Raw genomic sequence first — 15780 nt, forward strand, 5'->3', positions numbered from 1 at the left:
ATGAACCGCCAGCTGCTGCTCGACGTTCTTCCCGCGCCAGCGCCCTCGCTGAACAACTTCATCGCCGGTCCCAACGGAGAGGCGCTGGCGGCCGTGCGCACGCTCGCTCCCGGCCGCGCGCTGTACATCTGGGGCGCGGCCGGCTGCGGCCGCAGCCACCTGCTGCGCGCGCTGACCGCGCGCCCCGACGCTGTCTACATCGAAGCGGCCAACAGCGCCAACATCCTGCGCGTGCTGGCCGAGGCCGATTCCAAGTCGCCCATGCCCAAGTTCGTGGCGGTGGACGACGTGCACCTCATGGACGAGCACCGCCAGGCGGGCCTGTTCGCCCTGTACAACCGCTGGCGCGAATCGGCCGCCACCGGCCGCGCCTTCGCGCTGGCCGTGGCGGGCGACCGCTCGACGCTGTCGATGCCGCTGCGCGAAGACCTGCGCACCCGGCTGGGCTGGGACCTGGTGTTCCGCCTCGATCCCCTTTCCGACGCCGACAAGCTGGCGGCGCTGGCGGCCCAGGCGGCCCAACGCGGCCTGCACCTGGCGCCCGAAATCATCAACTGGATGTTGACGCACCACGAGCGCGACATCCGCAAGCTGGCGGCCTTGCTGGACGCGCTGGACCGATACTCCCTGGCCACCGGCCGTCCCATCACCCTGCCCCTGCTGCGCGCCATGCTCGCAGACCCGGATTCACAACGCACATGACCTCCCGACGTCTCGCCCTGTTCGACCTGGATCACACCCTGCTGCCGCTGGACAGCGACTACCAATGGGCCGACTACCTGGCGCGCACCGGCCGCGCCGGCGATCCGGACGAGGCCCGTCGCCAGAACGACGACCTGATGGACCGCTACAACCGCGGCGAACTCACCGCCGAACAGGCCGCCGAGTTCATGCTGGGCCTGCTGGCGGCGCACGCGCCGTTCGACCTGGCCGCCTGGCACGAGGCCTTCATGGCCGAGGTCATCCGCCCGTCGATCACCCCCGCCGCGCGCGCGCTGGTCGAATCGCACCTGGAAGCCGGCGACCTGTGCGCCGTGGTCACCGCCACCAACAGTTTCGTCACCGCCCCCATCGCCCGCGCCTTCGGCATCCCCCACCTGGTGGCCACCGACGCCGAAGTCCAGCGCGGCCGCTACACCGGCCGCATCCTCGGCACCCCCAGCTTCAAGGAAGGCAAGGTGGTGCGCGTGAACGACTGGCTGGCCGCCATGGGCCTGGGGCTTGCGGATTTCCCCGAATCGTTTTTCTATAGCGATTCGGTCAATGATGTCCCGCTGCTCGAAAAGGTGACCCGCCCGATCGCCGCCAACCCCAGCCCCACCCTGCGCGCCATCGCCCAGGAACGCGGCTGGCAAGTGATCGATCTGTTCGACCACGTCATAGATGCCAAGTCCTAAATGATCACCGAAACCATAAAAAAATTCGTCGGCCGACTGTTCGCGCCGGCAGCCCGGGGGCCTTTGCGCATCGGACGCGACAAGCACGGCATCGACCGCCGCAATGTCTCGCGCCACGCCATCAAGGTATGCGAGGTGTTGCGCCAGCATGGCTATGAAGCCTATATCGTCGGCGGCGCGGTGCGCGACCTGATCGTCGGCCTGGAACCCAAGGACTTCGACGTCGCCACCAACGCCACGCCCGAACAGATCCGCCCGCTGTTCCGCCGCGCCCGCATCATCGGCCGCCGCTTCCAGCTGGTGCACGTGGTGTTCGGCCAGGAAATCATCGAGACCTCCACCTTCCGCGCCCCCGCCTCGGAAGACCAGGAAACCGACGCGCACGGCCGCATCCTGCGCGACAACGTGTTCGGCACGCACGAGGAAGACGCGGCGCGCCGCGACTTCACCATGAACGCGCTGTACTACGACCCGCACAACGAGGAAGTGATCGACTTCCACAACGGCGTGGCCGACCTGAAGAAGCGCCAGATCCGCATGATCGGCGACCCGGCCAAGCGCTACCGCGAAGATCCGGTGCGCATGCTGCGCGCGGTGCGTTTCGCCGCCAAGCTGAACGGCACGATCGACCCCGCCACGCGCCAGCCGATCCGCACCATGGCCGACCTGATCGAGAACGTGCCGGCCTCGCGCCTGTTCGACGAGATGCTCAAGCTGCTGACCTGCGGCCACGCCATGGACTGCCTGCGCCAATTGCGCGCCGACGGCCTGCACAACGGCCTGCTGCCGCTGCTGGACGTGGTGCTGGAACAACCGGGCGGCGAGCACTTCGTGGAACTGGCGCTGGAACGCACCGACGCCCGCGTGCGCGCCGGCAAGACCATCAGCCCCAGCTTCCTGTTCGCCGCGCTGCTGTGGCAGCAGGTGGAGGTGCGCTGGAAGCAGCTGCGCGCCCAGGGCGAACACACCATCCCGGCGCTGTCGCAGGCCGCCGACTCGGTGCTCGACGAGCAGACCGAGAAGCTCGCGATCCAGCGCCGCTTCTCGTCGGACATGCGCGAAATCTGGTTCATGCAGCCGCGCTTCGAGCGCCGCATGGGCAAGACCATCTTCCGCATGATCGAACAACCGCGCTTTCGCGCCGCCTGCGACTTCCTGCAGCTGCGCGCCGCCGCCGGCGAGTTCGACAGCGTGCTGGCGCAGTGGTGGATGGACCTGGCCAACGCCGACGATGCCACCCGCGCCGACATGATCGAGGAAGTCTCGCGCCTGCCGCGCGAAGCCTGCGACGGCCCGGCGCCGGCCGCGCGCAAGCGCCGGCCGCGCCGCCGCTCGTCCTCGCGTGGCGCGGGCAGCGCCGCGGGCGGTGCCGGCGGCGCCGAGTAAAGCCATGGCCGCCCCCGTGCGCACCTACATCGGGCTGGGCGCCAACCTGGGCGACAGCGCGGCAACGCTGCGCAGCGTGCTGGCCGAGCTGGCCGCCACCGACGGCATCGTCGCGGTGACGGCCTCGCCGTTCTATCGCACGGCGCCGGTGGAGGCCACCGGCCCGGATTTCGTCAACGCGGTCGCGGCGCTGGACACCACGCTGGCGCCTCTCGACCTGCTGGATCTGCTGCAGGCGCTGGAATTGCGCCATGGCCGTGAGCGGCCCTACCGCAACGCGCCGCGCACCCTCGACCTGGACCTGCTGCTGCATGGCGACGCCGCCATGGCGCATGAGCGCCTGATCCTGCCGCACCCCCGCATGCAGTTGCGCGCCTTCGTGCTGCGCCCGCTGCGCGACCTGGCGCCGACGCTGACGCTGGCCGGCCGCGGCCTCGACGCCTGGCTCGGCGACATCACCGACCAGCCAATCGAACGCCTGGACTGAACCGCGCCTGGCGGCACGGTTGCCCCGCCTTCCTGATTACCTTGAAGATCGGCCCTGCGGCCGCGTCACGCCTTGGGCGCGAACGCCAGCATGGCGCGTTCGACGTCGTCCACGCCGGGGAGCCCCGCCTCGTTGCCCAGGTGCTGGATCTTGTGCGCCGAGGCGGCGCGGGCGAAGGTGAAGTGTTCCTTCCAGGCCAGCTCGGGCCGGTTGAGGTACGACCAGACATAGGCGCCGTGGAACACGTCGCCCGCGCCGGAGGTGTCGATGATGCGGTCCGCCGGCACGTCCAGCGACGGCAACGTGTCGACCTTGCCGCTTTCGTCGTACCAGAGCATGCCGCGCTCGCCCAGCGTCACCGCGCCGATGCGGCAGCCGCGCTGCTTGAGCAGGTCCAGCAAGCCGTGCGGCGACAGGTCGAGCTGTTCGCACATGCGTTCGGCGCAGACCGCCACGTCGATGTGGCGCAGCAGTTCGTCGGTGTTCTCGCGCACGCCGCCGCCGTCCAGCGAGGTCAGGATGCCGGCCTGGCGGCAGGCGCGCGCGTAGTGCAGCGCGGCGTCGGGCTGGTGGCCGTCCAGGTGCAGCGCGCGATAGCCATCGACGTCCAGGCGCGGGAAATCGTTCAGGTAGTCGGCATCGCGCGCCCGCACAATGGCGCGCTTGCCATGATTGGGCATGATGAACGACAGCGACGAGCGCCGCACCTGGCGCCCGTGCAGCGTGACGCCGTGCGCGGCCGCCATGTCGGTATACATGTGGCCGAGCCAGTCCGGCGCCAGCGAGCAGATCAGGTCGGGCCGGGTGCCCAGCTTGCCGCAGGCGAACGCCGCGGTGACGGCATTGCCGCCGAACGACACGGCGTAGTCGCGCGCCACGCTTTTCTCGTCGCCGGTAGGCCATTCGTCGGCCAGCACGGTGACGTCGATGTAGGTATGCCCGATGAAAAGCGCTGCACTCATGAGACCGTCCGCGGAAAGATTTGCCGGATTGTAGGCCGGCCACCGCCGGACGGGATCAAGCGGCGCTGGCTTCGCCTGCCTGCGCCAGCACGCGGCGGGCGCGGGTGATGACGGGCGCGTCCACCATCTTGCCGTCCAGCATGAAGGTGCCGGCGGCCTTGTCGCGGTGCGCGTCAACCACGCGGCGGGCCCAGGCCAGCTCGGCCGGATCGGGCGCGAAGGCGGCGTGGATCACCGGCACCTGCGCGGGATGGATGCACAGCATGCCGCCGAACCCCATCTGCTGGGCGCGCGCGGCGGCGGCGGACAGCCCGGCGTGGTCCTCGACCCCCGGGAACACGCCGTCCAGCGCCGGCGCCAGCCCGGCGGCGCGGGTCTGCAGCAGCACCTGCACGCGGGCGTGGTCCAGCACGGCTTCGGCGCCGGCGGTGTCCGGCGCCAGGCCCAGGTCCAGGCCGTAGTCGAGGCTGCCGAACGCCAGCCGCGCCACGCCGGGCGTGCCGGCGACCTCGGCGGCGTTGAGGATGCCGCGCGCGGTTTCCAGGATCGGAATGACCGGCAGCCCCGCCTGCGCCACGTGGCGCACCTGCGCCAGGCTTTCGGCCTTGGGCAGCAGGATGCCGGCCACGGCGGGCTTGCCGCGGCAGGCCTTCAGGTCGTCGTCGTGCCACGAGGTGGAGGCGTCGTTGATCCGCACCCACACCCGCGCCTGCGGCTGGGTGCCGAGGAAGTCGCAAAGCGCTTCGCGGGCCGAGGCCTTGGCCAGGTGCTCGACCGCGTCTTCCAGGTCGACGATGACGGCATCGGCGCCGCTGGCCAGGGCCTTGGGGATGCGTTCGGCACGGGAGGCCGGCACGAACAACGCGGTACGAACGACGGAATGCATCACACCACCTCCGAAGCATGGAAGCGCGCCACCTGTTCGGGCGCGTATCCCAGTGATGCTAGCACCGCATCCGTGTTCTGGCCCACGGCGGGCACCGCCGCCATGCGCGGCGCGAAGGCGTTGCTGCCGGCCGGCGGCAGCAGCGCCGGCAGCGCGCCGGCCGGGCTGTCGACTTGGCTCCAGCGGTCGCGCGCCCGCAATTGCGGGTGGGCCCAGACCCCGGCCATGTCGTTGACCCGGGCGTTGGCGATCTGCGCGTCTTCCAGCCGGTCGGTGACCTGCTGCACGCTGAGGTCGGCGAAGGCCGCGACGATCAGCGCGCGCAGGGCCTCGCGGTTGGCGGTGCGCAGCGAGTTGGTGGCGAAACGCGGGTCCTCGGCCAGCTCGGCCTGGCGCAGCACCTGGGCGCAGAACACGCGCCATTCGCGTTCGTTCTGCAGGCCCAGCATGATGGTATTGCCGTCGCCGGTGGGGAACGGACCGTAGGGATAGATCGAGGCGTGGGCCGCGCCGGCGCGCACCGGCGGCGCCGCGCCCTCGAACGCGTAGTACATCGGGAAGCCCATCCACTCGACCATGCTCTCGAGCATGGAGACGTCCAGGCGGCTGCCCAGGCCGGTCTTCTGGCGCAGCAGCAGCGCGTTGAGAATGGCGGAATAGGCGTACATGCCGGCCGAAATGTCGGCGATGGAGCATCCGGCCTTGACCGGGTCGTCGGCGGTGCCGGTGACCGACAGGAAGCCGCTTTCGCTCTGGATCAGCAGGTCGTAGGCCTTCTTGTCCTGGTAGGGGCCGCCTTCGCCATAGCCGGAGATGTCGCAGACGATCAGGCGCGGATACTTGGCGTGCAGCGCCTCGAACGACAGCCCCAGGCGCGCGGCGGCGCCGGGCGCCAGGTTCTGCACCAGCACGTCGGCCTGTTGCAGCAGGCGTTCCATGATGTCGCCGGCTTCGTCGCGCTTGAGGTCCAGCGTCAGGCTTTCCTTGGAACGGTTGGTCCAGACGAAGTGCGACGACAGGCCGCGCACGCGCTCGTCGTAGCCGCGGGCGAAGTCGCCCGCGCCGGGGCGTTCGATCTTGATGACGCGCGCGCCCATGTCCGCCAGCTGGCGGGTGCAGAACGGGGCGGCGATGGCGTGCTCGAGGCTGACGACGGTGATGCCGTCCAGCGGGCGGGGGGCTGGCGTGCTCATGCGGTGAACCTCAGTTCGGCCTGGTGGGCCAGCGTGCCGTCCTGCTCGGCCCAGAGCCGGGCCAGGCCCGGTTCCTCGAGGCGGCCGGCGACCTGGAAGGGCGTGGGTGAAACCAGCGGCCGCAGGCCGCGATACGACAGGTGCGTGGGACGGGCGCCAGGGTGGGCGCGCATGAAAGCGGCGACCATCTCGGTGGCGATCAGCGGGCCGTGCACCACCAGGCCCGGATAGCCTTCGGTGCCGGTCACGTAGGGATGGTCGTAGTGGATGCGGTGACCGTTGAAGGTCACCGCCGAATAGCGGAACAGCAGCACCGACGAGGGTTCGATGGTGTCGCGCCACTGCGCCTGCGGCGCCGGCTCGGTGCCGGCGAGCTTGGGCGGCGTGGGCTGGCGGTAGACGATGTCCTGCTCTTCCAGGATGGCCACCTCGCCGTCCTGGCGGTACTCGTGGCGCACCGTCACGAACAGCAGCGCGCCGGTGCGGCCGGCCTTTTCCTTGACGTCGGCCACCACCGAGACCCGTTCGGCCGGCACGCCCACCCTAAGCGGCTGGCGGAATTCGACGCGGCCGCCGGCCCACATGCGGTTGCGGTCCTGCGCCGGCGGCAGGAAGCCGCCGCGGGCCGGGTGCCCATCCGTCCCCAAGCCATCGGCCGCGACCGTGCTGATGAAGAACGCCCATTGCCACAAGGGGGGCAAGGGGTCCCCCACGGCGGGCGCCGGACCGCCCAGCGTGGCGGCGACGCGCGCCGCATGGCCGGGATCCAGCGCGTCCGCCTGGCGCTCGCCGCTGCCGATCCAGCCGGCCGGGTCTGTCGATGTCATGCCGATATTCCTCTGATGATTGATCTGGTGGCTAGCATCCCGCATGGCGGGGACACTGTGAATTCACTTTTCCTCAAGGCCGGCTTTGGGGCGCCTGAATCGTGCGCCCGGCGCCCGCCGCCGTAATATAGGCGCCATGCACTTCGATCTCGCCGACCTCCGCCTGTTCATCCACATCGCCGAATCCCCCAGCCTGACGCAGGCCGCCAAGCGCGCCCACCTGTCGCTGGCCGCGGTCAGCGTGCGCATCAAGGCGCTGGAGAACCAGCTCAACACCCGCCTGTTGTACCGCGACAGCCGTGGCGTGGAAATCACCCCGGCCGGCCAGCGGCTGTTGCAGCACGCGCGGGTCATCATGCGCCAGGTCGATCACCTGAAGCACGACTTCCAGGAGCAGGCCGATGGCGATGCCGGCCACATCCGCATCTTCGCCAACACCACGGCGGTCACCGAATTCATGCCGGACATCCTGGCGCGGTTCCTGGCGGGCCATCCCGGCGTCACCGTCGACCTGCAGGAACGCCTGACGCGCGACATCGTGCGCGGCGTGCTGGACGGCACCACCGACCTGGGCATCGTCGCCGGGCCGGTCGACGCGCCCGAACTGCAGACCATCCACTTCAGCACCGATCGGCTGGTGCTGGTGGTGCCCAACGGCCATCCGCTGCAGGACCAGGACAAGGTCAAGCTGGCCGACGCGGTGCGCTATCCGTTCATCACCATGCATGAGGGCTCGACCCTGGTGGCGTTCCTGCGCGACCAGCTCGAGCGCATCGGCCAGCGCCTGCCGCAACGCATCCAGCTGTACAGCTTCGATTCCATCTGCCGCATGGTGCAGGCGGGCGTCGGCGTCGGCGTGATCCCGGATTCCGCCGCGCGCCGCTACGGCGCGGAGATGAAGCTGCGGGTGGTGGAGCTGGATGAGCCCTGGGTGGTACGCGAGCGCAAGCTGCTGGTGCGCGACGTTGACGCCCTGCCCGGCTGCGCGCGTGAACTGATCGAGCAGATCCGGCAACCGGCGGCCGCCTGACGCGCTGGCGGCGGGAGGCGCCCCAACCGTCCCGCGCGCCGCGATGCCACGTCCAGCAGGCTGTTCACGCGACACGCCGCCTCGCGCCGCGAGCCCTAGCGCCCCGTGAACGCCGGCGCGCGCTTCTGCGCGAAGGCGCGCATGCCCTCCAGGTAGTCGTCGGTGTAGCCCAACTCGCGCTGCAAGGCGCATTCCAGGTCGAACTGCTGCGCCAGCGTGTTGCCGCTGGACGCATGCAGGGCGGTCTTGGTCGCGGCATAGGCGCGAGTCGGTCCGGCGGCCAGCGTGGCGCGCGCGTCAGCCAGGGTGGCCTCCAGGTCCGCGTCCGGCACCACGCGCCAGATCAACCCCCAGGCCTCGGCCTGGCGCGCGCTGACGGCCTCGCCGAACAGGGCCGCGCCCATGGCGCGCGCCGAACCCACCAGGCGCGGCAGGAACCAGGTGCCGCCCGCGTCCGGCAACAGGCCGATCTTGCTGAAGGCCTGGATAAAGCGCGCCGACTCCACCGCGAACACCACGTCGCACGCCAGCACCAGGCTGGCGCCGGCGCCGGCCGCCACGCCGTTCATGACGCACACCACCGGCGCCGGCAGCGCGCGCAGCCGCAGGATGAGCGGCTTGTACAGTTTTTCCAGGTTCTCGCTCAGGTCGCGGCGCGAACCGTCCTCGGCCGGCTTGCGCTCGCCCAGGTCCTGGCCGGCGCAGAAGCCGCGGCCGGCGCCAGTCAGGATCACGCCGCGCAAGCCGGCGTGCGCCTCCAGCGCGTCCAGCGCCCGCGCCAGCTCGGCGTGCATGACGGCGGTAAAGCTGTTCAGGCGCTCGGGGCGGTTCAGGGTGATGACGCCAACGCCCTGCTCCAGCGTGAACGTGATCTCGGTGTAGCGGTCATGGCTCATGCCAGTTCCTCCAGCACCGCCAGTTGCTCGGCGCTGTCGCCCAGCAGCAGGTCCGCCACCGTCAGACGCTTGAAGTAATCGCCCACCTCCAGCTCGTCCGTCATGCCCATGCCGCCATGCAATTGCACCGCCATCTGCGCCACCAGCCGGCCCGCGCGCGCGGTTTCGAGCTTGGCCGAGGCCAGAATGCGGCGGCGCTGCGCCGGCTCGGGTTCGGTCAACGCGGCCACCGCCACGTAGGCCATGGATAGCGCCAGTTCCTTGGCCACCAGCATTTCCGCCAGGCGGTGCTGCAAGGCCTGGAACGCGGCCAGCGGCTGGCCGAACTGCTTGCGCGTCTTGAGATAGTCGACGGTGATTTCGAGCAACCGCTCCATCGCGCCCGCCGCATGGGCGCATAGCGCGGCCGTCCCCCATTGCAGCGCGTGCGCCAGGGCCGCGTCGGCCGCCTCGCCCCGCGCCAGCAGCGCATCCGCGCCAAGCGATGCCGCGTCGAAATCCAGGCGGGCGCAACGCGCGCCGTCCAGCGTCGGCGTGTCGGTGACGCGTACCCCAGTGGCATCCGCCGGCACCGCCAGCAGCAGCGTGGCGCCGTCGTCGGCCCGCGCGCTCACCAACCAGGCATGGGCCGCGGCGCCATGCCATACCAGGTGCTTGGCGCCGTCCAAACGCCAGCCGTCGCCGTCGCGCGTTGCGCGGCAGTCATTCGGATCGGCCTGGTAGCGGCGTCCGGGTTCCTGGTACGCCACGCTGACCACGTGCTCGCCCGAGGCGATGGCGGGCAACCAGCGCTCACGCGCGGCGGCGTCGCAGGCGCCGATCAGGGCCGCGCCCATCACGGCGCTCGGGATCACAGGCTCGGCCACCAGCCCGCGCCCCAGTTCCAGGTGCACCGGCAGCAGGCTGGCCGGCACTTCGCCGAAGCCGCCCGCTTCCTGCGGAATGTTCAGCCCCAGCACGCCCAGCTCGGCCAGCGCGTTCCAGGCCGCCGGATCGAGCCGGCCGGCGGCCTCGCGGGCGCGGCGCCGAGGCCGGGTCCATGCCTGCTCCACCAGGCGGCGCAGGCTGTCGGCCAGCATGCGCTGTTCTTCGGTATAGAGGAAATCCATGTGTCGTGCTCCTTGCGGCGCGCGCCTGTCTTGCAATCCAGGCGGGCGTCCGGATTGGCGGATTACAGGCCCAGCACCAGGCGGGCGATGATGCCCTTCTGCACTTCGGTGGTGCCGCCGTAGATCGAGGTCTTGCGCATGTCGGCATAGCCCGCGCCTGACGCCGCCGCCATCTCCGGCCCGGGGCCGTGATACGCGGCCTCGGCCAGCATCCATTCGGGGTCGTACGGCCAGGCATCGGGGCCGGCCACTTCCATCTGCAGCATGGCCAGGTCCTGCTGGATCTCGGAGCCGCGGATCTTCAGCACCGAGGCCTCCGCGCCGGGCGTGCCGCCATTGCTCGCCGCCACGCGCAGCAGCAGCATTTCCAGCGCCATGATGTCAACCTCGATGCGCGAGATACGGTCGCGCATGCGGCTGTCGGCCAGCAGCGGCCGGCCGCGCGACGTGGCGCGGGCCGCCATGTCCTTGAGGATGCCGAGTTCGCGATGGCAATGGCCCAGGCCGGCGATGCCGGTGCGTTCGTGTCCCAGCAGGTACTTGGCGTACGTCCAGCCCTGGTTCTCCTCGCCCACCAGGTTGGCGACCGGCACCCGCACGTTCTCCAGCCACACTTCGTTGACATCATGGCCGCCGTCGAGCGTGCGGATCGGACGCACGGTCACGCCCGGCGCGCGCATGTCCAGCAGCAGCATCGAGATGCCGCGCTGGGCGCGCGCGTCGGGATCGGTGCGCGCCAGGCAGAACATCCAGTCGGCGTACTGCGCCAGCGTGGTCCAGGTCTTCTGGCCGTTGACCACGTATTCATTCCCATCGCGCACCGCGCGGGTCTTGAGCGAGGCCAGGTCCGACCCCGACCCCGGTTCGGAATAACCCTGGCACCACCAGTCCTGCACCCGGGGAATACGCGGCAGGAAGCGCGCCTGCTGCTCGGCGCTGGCGTACTTCATCAGCACCGGGCCGATCATGGACAGGCCGAACGGCAACAGGCGCGGCGCGCCGGCCTTGAAGCATTCCACTTCGAAGATCAGCCGTTCCAGCGCGTTCCAGCCGGTGCCGCCGTGCTCGACGGGCCAGTTCGGCGCGCCCCAGCCCTGGTCGGCCAGGATGTTGTGCCAGCGCACGTAGTCGTCGCGCTCCAGCCGCTGGTGCCGGCGCACCTTGTCGCGGATGTCCCGCGGCAGCCGGTCGGCGGCGAACGCGCGCACCATTTCGCGGAACCGGATCTCTTCCGGCGTCCAGGTCAGATTCATGGCCTACCTCCTTTGGCGGCTATCTAGCCATGCCGACCCGGCGCCGGACAATCTGCGGTTGCCGAAGGCGGGCTTTTGCCTCGGTGTAGGGCCATCGCGAACGGGCACTACGGGCCGGCAAAAGGCCTGCTTCAGCAATGAAGAATGGCACCTGCCGGCGCCAGCCCCGACACTGGCGGCTCATCCATCCGAAACCGTATGCCATGACCGCAACCGACCCACGCGCCACCGAAGGCGTCGAGGCGCAATACCGCCAGGCGCTCGATCAGGGACGCTTCCAGATTCAGCATTGCGACGCCTGCGACCGCGCCGTGTTCTATCCCCGCATGATCTGCCCGCATTGCGGCGCGCAGCAGTTGTCCTGGCGCACGCCGGACGGGCGCGGCACGGTCTATTCCACCACCACCGTGCGGCGCAAGCCCGAGGCGGGCGGCGACTACAACGTGGCGCTGGTCGACCTGCTCGAAGGCGTGCGCCTGATGAGCCGGGTCGAGGGCGTGGCGCCCGACGCCGTGCGCATCGGCATGGCGGTGCGGGCCCAGGTGGCCGTGACGGAAGGCCGCGGCCTGCTGGTCTTTGTTCCCAACAAGGAGGCGCAATGACGCTGAACGATCTGCGCGGCGCCGTCGCGGTGGCGGGGGTCGGCCATGCCGGCCTGGGCCAGGCCCATGGCTACACCGAAATGGAAATCCTGGTGCAGGCGGCGCAGCGCGCGGTGGCCGACGCCGGCCTGTCGATGCGCGACATCGACGGCCTCTGCACCGCCAGCGTGGCGGCGCCGATGTGGGCGATGCCGGTCATCGAGCACCTGGGCATCCGCCCCAGCTTCATCGACAGCACCATGCTGGGCGGTTCCAGCTTCGTGGCGCACCTGCTGCCGGCGCTGCACGCGCTGGCCTCGGGCCAATGCAACGCGGTGCTGGTCTGCTATGGCAGCACGCAGCGCACCTCGACGCTGAGCCGCGCCGAGATCGGCCGCGTGCGCAAGCAGTTCGATCCGCAACCTTACGAGACGCCGTACGACCCGTTGAGCCCGCTGTCGTCGTATGCGCTGGCCGCGGCGCGCCACATGCACCAGTACGGCACCCGCCGCGAACACCTGGCGCAGGTCGCGCTGGCCGCCAACCAGTGGGCCCAGCTCAATCCCGAGGCGCAGCTGCGCGAGCCGGCCACGCTGGAACAGATCCTGGCCGCGCGCATGGTGTCCGACCCCTTGAGCGTGCGCGATTGCTGCCTGGTCACCGACGGCGCCGGCGCCTACGTGCTGGTGCGGGCCGACCGCGCCCGCGACCTGCCGCGCCCGCCGGTCTACGTGCTGGGCAACGCCACCGCCGTGTGGAACCGGCAGATCTCGTCGATGGAAGACCTGACCGTCACCGCCGCCAGCGAATCGGGCCGCCGCGCCTATGCCATGGCGGGCGTCTCGGTCCAGGACATCGACGTGGTCGAGCTGTACGACGCCTTCACCATCAACACCCTGCTGTTCCTGGAGGACCTGGGCTTCTGCGCCAAGGGCGAAAGCAAGGACTTCATCGCCGACGGCGCCATCGCGCCCGGCGGCCGGCTGCCGGTCAACACCAACGGCGGCGGCCTGTGCTGCGTGCATCCGGGCATGTACGGCGTCTTCATCATGATCGAGGCCGTGCGGCAACTGCGCGGCGAGGCCGGCGCGCGCCAGGTGGCCAACGCCGAACTGGCGCTGGTGCACGGCAACGGCGGCACGCTGTCCAGCCAGGCCACCGCCATCCTCGGCACCGCCGCCACCCTCTGACCCGGACCGCAGCAACCATGTCGCACGCCGAACCGCTCACCCGCATCCACCAGTTGCTGGCCCGCCAGGCCGGCAGCCAGCCCGACGCCATCTGCCTGTACGAGGAAGGCGGCGGCATCCTGACCTACGCGCAACTGTGGCAACGCGCCGAGGACGCGGCGCGCTGGCTTGCGGCGGCGGGCGTGAAGCCGGGCCACCGGGTGCTGATGGTCGGCGAGAACTGCGCCGCCATGATCGCCGCGTTGTTCGGCTGCGGCATCATCGGGGCCTGGCCGGTTGGCGTGAACGCGCGCTTGTCGGCGCGGGAAATCGCCGCCATCAGCGCCCACGCCCAACCCGAGATCACGCTCTACACCAGCGGGGTTTCCGGCGCCGCCGCCGCCCATGCCGATGCGGCCGGCGCGCAACCCGCCGATGCCGCCGCCTGGGGGCCAGGCGTACGGGCACGGCGCGCGGATTCTCCGACCCAACCCGAAACCGATGCCCAGGCCGCCGAGGTCGCCACCGTGATCTACACGTCCGGCACCACGGGCGCGCCCAAGGGCGTCATGGTGCCGCATCGCGGCCTGCTGCATTTCGCCGGTGTCTCGGCCGCGTCGCGCCGCCTGACGCCGCGCGACATCGGCTACGCCGCCCTGCCGCTGTCGCACATCTTCGGCATCGCCACCGTGCTGATGGCGACGCTGCACGCCGGCGCCAGCCTGGTGCTGCGCAGCCGCTTCGATCCCGAGGACGCCTTCAAGGCGCTGGCCCACCCCGGCATCAGCATCCTGCAGGGCGTGCCGACCATGTTCAACCGCATGCTGGCGGCCGCGCCGCCGCGCGGCGAACTGCGCGCGCCGGCGTTGCGCTACGTCTACACCGGCGGCGCGGCGCTCGACCCGACGCTCAAGCGCGACGCCGAACGCTACTTCGGCGTCGCCATGCATCACGGCTATGGCATCACCGAATACGCCGGCTCCATGTTCATCACCGACATCGACGCCCCGCCGACCGATTGCAGCGCCGGCTACGCGGTGGACGGCGTGCAATTGCGCATCGGCCGTCCCGACGCCGACGCGCCGCGCCCCGGCGAACGCGGCGACATCCTGATCCGCGGCCCCGGCGTGATGCTGGGCTACTACCGCGACCCGGAACAGACCGCGCAGGCCCTGCTGCCCGGCGGCTGGCTCAACACCGGCGACATCGGCTACCTGGACGACCGCGGCGCGCTGTACATCGCCGGCCGCTCCAAGGACCTCATCATCCGGTCCGGCTTCAACGTCTACCCGATCGAGGTGGAGGCGGTCATCAACGCCTTTCCCGGCGTGCGCCTGTCGGCGGTGGTGGGCCGTCCCACCGAGGACCACAACGAGGAAGTCATCGCCTTCGTCGAGCCGCTGCCCGGCGCGCGCCTGGACACCCACCTGCTGATGCTGCACCTGCGCGCCCAGCTGGCGCCGTACAAGCGGCCGGCGCGAATCCACTGCATCGACACGATTCCCACCACCGTCAGCGGCAAGATCCTCAAGCAGCCGCTGAAAGAAAGGCTGGCGTAGGCGCGGCCCCGCTGTTCCGCTCCGCGACCGGCTCATTCCACAAGGAGACATGAGCGTGAACATCAAGACCCTGCTCGCCGCGGCCGCCGCCGTGGCGGCCATGACGGCCGGCGCCAGCGCGGCCGCCGACAGCGCCTACCCCGACCGCCCCATCCGCCTGCTGGTGGGCTACGCCCCCGGCGGCCCGGTGGACACCACCGCGCGCGTCTTCGCCAAATACCTGGGCGACAAGCTGGGCCAGGCGGTCGTGGTCGAGAACCGCGCCGGCGCCAGCGGCATGATCGCCTCCGACGCCACCGCCAAGGCGCCGCCCGACGGCTACCTGCTGGGCTTCGCCGCCAGCCCCACGCTGACCATGTCGCCATTGGTCCAGCGCAGCACCCTGTTCGATCCGCGCAAGGACTTCTCGCTGATCGGCCTGGTGGTCGACTACGCCAACGTGCTGCTGATCGGCCCGCAGGCCCCGGCCAAGAGCGTGGGCGAGCTGGTCGACTACGCCCGCGCCCATCCCGATGCCGTGTCCTTCGGCTCGGCCGGCATCGGGGCGTCGAACCACCTGTCGGCCGAACTGCTGAAGAAGCAGGCCGGCGTGCCGATGCTGCACGTGCCCTATCGCGGCAACTCGCCGGCGATGATGGACGTGGTCAGCGGCAAGATCACCTTCATGTTCGACATCACCAGCACCGCGATTCCGTTCATCAAGAGCGGCAAGGCGCGCGCGCTGGCCGTCACCTCGCGCACCCGCAACCCCGAGCTGCCCGACGTGCCCACCATGATCGAGGCCGGCCTGAAGGACTACGAGGTAGTCGGCTGGTACGCGCTGGTCGGCCCGCGCAAGCTGCCTGACGCGGTACAGGCACGCCTGAAACGCGCGCTATCCGAGGTGTCGAAGGACCCCGCCTTCCGCCGCGCCATGACCGAGGGCGGCTACGCCATCAACACCGGCGACGCCACCGCGCTGCAACAGCGCATCGACCGCGAATATGCCCTGTGGGCCGATGTGATCCAGAGCGCCAACATTCAGGCCAACTGACCCCGAGGGAAC

16 protein-coding genes are annotated in these 15780 nt (G+C 70.5%); 9 read left to right on the forward strand and 7 right to left on the reverse strand.

The annotated features are described in order from the left end of the window. From hda to HV742_RS08205, 4 genes are read left to right on the forward strand one after another with little or no spacing between them, the layout of a single operon-like run. Window positions 1-702 carry a DnaA regulatory inactivator Hda gene (gene hda / locus HV742_RS08190; RefSeq protein WP_049071543.1) on the forward strand — a complete coding sequence of 234 codons (702 nt, stop codon included), beginning with the start codon at window positions 1-3 and terminating at the stop codon, window positions 700-702. Further along, entirely contained in the window at window positions 699-1397 is a 699-nt protein-coding gene (locus tag HV742_RS08195) for an HAD family hydrolase (protein WP_049071542.1), read from the forward strand. The genes hda and HV742_RS08195 overlap by 4 nt, the downstream gene beginning before the upstream one ends. Beyond that, window positions 1398-2783 (forward strand): polynucleotide adenylyltransferase PcnB, encoded by a 1386-nt coding sequence (gene pcnB, locus HV742_RS08200; RefSeq protein ID WP_175144786.1) that lies wholly within the window; start codon window positions 1398-1400, stop codon window positions 2781-2783. Window positions 2784-2787: 4 nt separating this feature from the next. Continuing rightward, window positions 2788-3270 carry a 2-amino-4-hydroxy-6-hydroxymethyldihydropteridine diphosphokinase gene (locus HV742_RS08205; RefSeq protein ID WP_175144787.1) on the forward strand — a complete coding sequence of 161 codons (483 nt, stop codon included), beginning with the start codon at window positions 2788-2790 and terminating at the stop codon, window positions 3268-3270. Between the two features lie 65 nt (window positions 3271-3335). Here HV742_RS08205 and HV742_RS08210 read toward each other — a convergent pair whose 3' ends face one another. From HV742_RS08210 to HV742_RS08225, 4 genes are read right to left on the reverse strand one after another with little or no spacing between them, the layout of a single operon-like run. Continuing rightward, window positions 3336-4232: a sugar kinase gene (locus HV742_RS08210; RefSeq protein ID WP_059269364.1), complete on the reverse strand. Its 897-nt coding sequence runs from the start codon at window positions 4230-4232 to the stop codon at window positions 3336-3338. A 55-nt stretch (window positions 4233-4287) separates the two neighbouring features. Continuing rightward, entirely contained in the window at window positions 4288-5121 is an 834-nt protein-coding gene (locus tag HV742_RS08215; RefSeq protein WP_049071535.1) for an HpcH/HpaI aldolase/citrate lyase family protein, read from the reverse strand. Beyond that, complete coding sequence (locus HV742_RS08220; protein ID WP_175144788.1) at window positions 5118-6311, reverse strand: CaiB/BaiF CoA transferase family protein; 1194 nt, start codon at window positions 6309-6311, stop codon at window positions 5118-5120. Before HV742_RS08220 ends, HV742_RS08215 begins: the two co-directional genes overlap by 4 nt. Beyond that, window positions 6308-7138, reverse strand: coding sequence for an HTD2 family dehydratase (locus tag HV742_RS08225; RefSeq protein ID WP_049071532.1), 831 nt, complete (start codon window positions 7136-7138; stop codon window positions 6308-6310). Before HV742_RS08225 ends, HV742_RS08220 begins: the two co-directional genes overlap by 4 nt. A gap of 136 nt (window positions 7139-7274) precedes the next feature. Here HV742_RS08225 and HV742_RS08230 point away from each other — a divergent pair, with 136 nt between their 5' ends. Beyond that, a complete protein-coding gene (locus HV742_RS08230) occupies window positions 7275-8168 on the forward strand; it encodes a LysR family transcriptional regulator (RefSeq protein ID WP_049071530.1) in 894 nt (297 codons plus the stop codon). 95 nt (window positions 8169-8263) lie between these two features. On the opposite strand, the gene paaG is transcribed toward HV742_RS08230, so the two are convergent. The 3 genes from paaG to HV742_RS08245 form a co-directional block, all read right to left on the reverse strand. After that, a complete protein-coding gene (gene paaG, locus HV742_RS08235; RefSeq protein ID WP_175144789.1) occupies window positions 8264-9064 on the reverse strand; it encodes a 2-(1,2-epoxy-1,2-dihydrophenyl)acetyl-CoA isomerase PaaG in 801 nt (266 codons plus the stop codon). Beyond that, the gene (locus HV742_RS08240; protein ID WP_175144790.1) at window positions 9061-10173 is read right to left on the reverse strand and encodes an acyl-CoA dehydrogenase family protein; all 1113 of its coding nucleotides are present in this window, start codon (window positions 10171-10173) and stop codon (window positions 9061-9063) included. The genes paaG and HV742_RS08240 overlap by 4 nt, the downstream gene beginning before the upstream one ends. Before the next feature lie 62 nt (window positions 10174-10235). Continuing rightward, complete coding sequence (locus HV742_RS08245) at window positions 10236-11426, reverse strand: acyl-CoA dehydrogenase family protein (protein WP_175144791.1); 1191 nt, start codon at window positions 11424-11426, stop codon at window positions 10236-10238. 203 nt (window positions 11427-11629) lie between these two features. Here HV742_RS08245 and HV742_RS08250 point away from each other — a divergent pair, with 203 nt between their 5' ends. Genes HV742_RS08250 through HV742_RS08265 form a run of 4 tightly spaced genes read left to right on the forward strand, consistent with a single transcriptional unit; the run spans window position 11630 to window position 15768 of the window. Next, entirely contained in the window at window positions 11630-12028 is a 399-nt protein-coding gene (locus HV742_RS08250; RefSeq protein ID WP_049071522.1) for a Zn-ribbon domain-containing OB-fold protein, read from the forward strand. Next, complete coding sequence (locus HV742_RS08255; RefSeq protein WP_175144792.1) at window positions 12025-13197, forward strand: thiolase family protein; 1173 nt, start codon at window positions 12025-12027, stop codon at window positions 13195-13197. Before HV742_RS08250 ends, HV742_RS08255 begins: the two co-directional genes overlap by 4 nt. Window positions 13198-13214: 17 nt before the next feature. After that, a complete protein-coding gene (locus HV742_RS08260) occupies window positions 13215-14735 on the forward strand; it encodes a class I adenylate-forming enzyme family protein (protein WP_175144793.1) in 1521 nt (506 codons plus the stop codon). A gap of 55 nt (window positions 14736-14790) precedes the next feature. Next, window positions 14791-15768 (forward strand): Bug family tripartite tricarboxylate transporter substrate binding protein, encoded by a 978-nt coding sequence (locus HV742_RS08265; protein ID WP_175144794.1) that lies wholly within the window; start codon window positions 14791-14793, stop codon window positions 15766-15768. The last annotated feature ends 12 nt before the right edge of the window (window positions 15769-15780 follow it).

Source organism: Achromobacter ruhlandii, assembly GCF_902859695.1.
In the GTDB taxonomy this organism is placed as follows: domain Bacteria; phylum Pseudomonadota; class Gammaproteobacteria; order Burkholderiales; family Burkholderiaceae_B; genus Achromobacter; species Achromobacter ruhlandii.

Bases quoted from the DNA above. Each gene is read 5' to 3' on its own strand.
- hda (WP_049071543.1), top strand. From the start codon at position 1: ATGAACCGCCAGCTGCTGCTCGACGTTCTTCCCGCGCCAGCGCCCTCG.
- HV742_RS08195 (WP_049071542.1), top strand. From the start codon at position 699: ATGACCTCCCGACGTCTCGCCCTGTTCGACCTGGATCACACCCTGCTG.
- pcnB (WP_175144786.1), top strand. From the start codon at position 1,398: ATGATCACCGAAACCATAAAAAAATTCGTCGGCCGACTGTTCGCGCCG.
- HV742_RS08205 (WP_175144787.1), top strand. From the start codon at position 2,788: ATGGCCGCCCCCGTGCGCACCTACATCGGGCTGGGCGCCAACCTGGGC.
- HV742_RS08210 (WP_059269364.1), bottom strand. From the start codon at position 4,232: ATGAGTGCAGCGCTTTTCATCGGGCATACCTACATCGACGTCACCGTG.
- HV742_RS08220 (WP_175144788.1), bottom strand. From the start codon at position 6,311: ATGAGCACGCCAGCCCCCCGCCCGCTGGACGGCATCACCGTCGTCAGC.
- HV742_RS08225 (WP_049071532.1), bottom strand. From the start codon at position 7,138: ATGACATCGACAGACCCGGCCGGCTGGATCGGCAGCGGCGAGCGCCAG.
- HV742_RS08230 (WP_049071530.1), top strand. From the start codon at position 7,275: ATGCACTTCGATCTCGCCGACCTCCGCCTGTTCATCCACATCGCCGAA.
- paaG (WP_175144789.1), bottom strand. From the start codon at position 9,064: ATGAGCCATGACCGCTACACCGAGATCACGTTCACGCTGGAGCAGGGC.
- HV742_RS08240 (WP_175144790.1), bottom strand. From the start codon at position 10,173: ATGGATTTCCTCTATACCGAAGAACAGCGCATGCTGGCCGACAGCCTG.
- HV742_RS08245 (WP_175144791.1), bottom strand. From the start codon at position 11,426: ATGAATCTGACCTGGACGCCGGAAGAGATCCGGTTCCGCGAAATGGTG.
- HV742_RS08250 (WP_049071522.1), top strand. From the start codon at position 11,630: ATGACCGCAACCGACCCACGCGCCACCGAAGGCGTCGAGGCGCAATAC.
- HV742_RS08255 (WP_175144792.1), top strand. From the start codon at position 12,025: ATGACGCTGAACGATCTGCGCGGCGCCGTCGCGGTGGCGGGGGTCGGC.
- HV742_RS08260 (WP_175144793.1), top strand. From the start codon at position 13,215: ATGTCGCACGCCGAACCGCTCACCCGCATCCACCAGTTGCTGGCCCGC.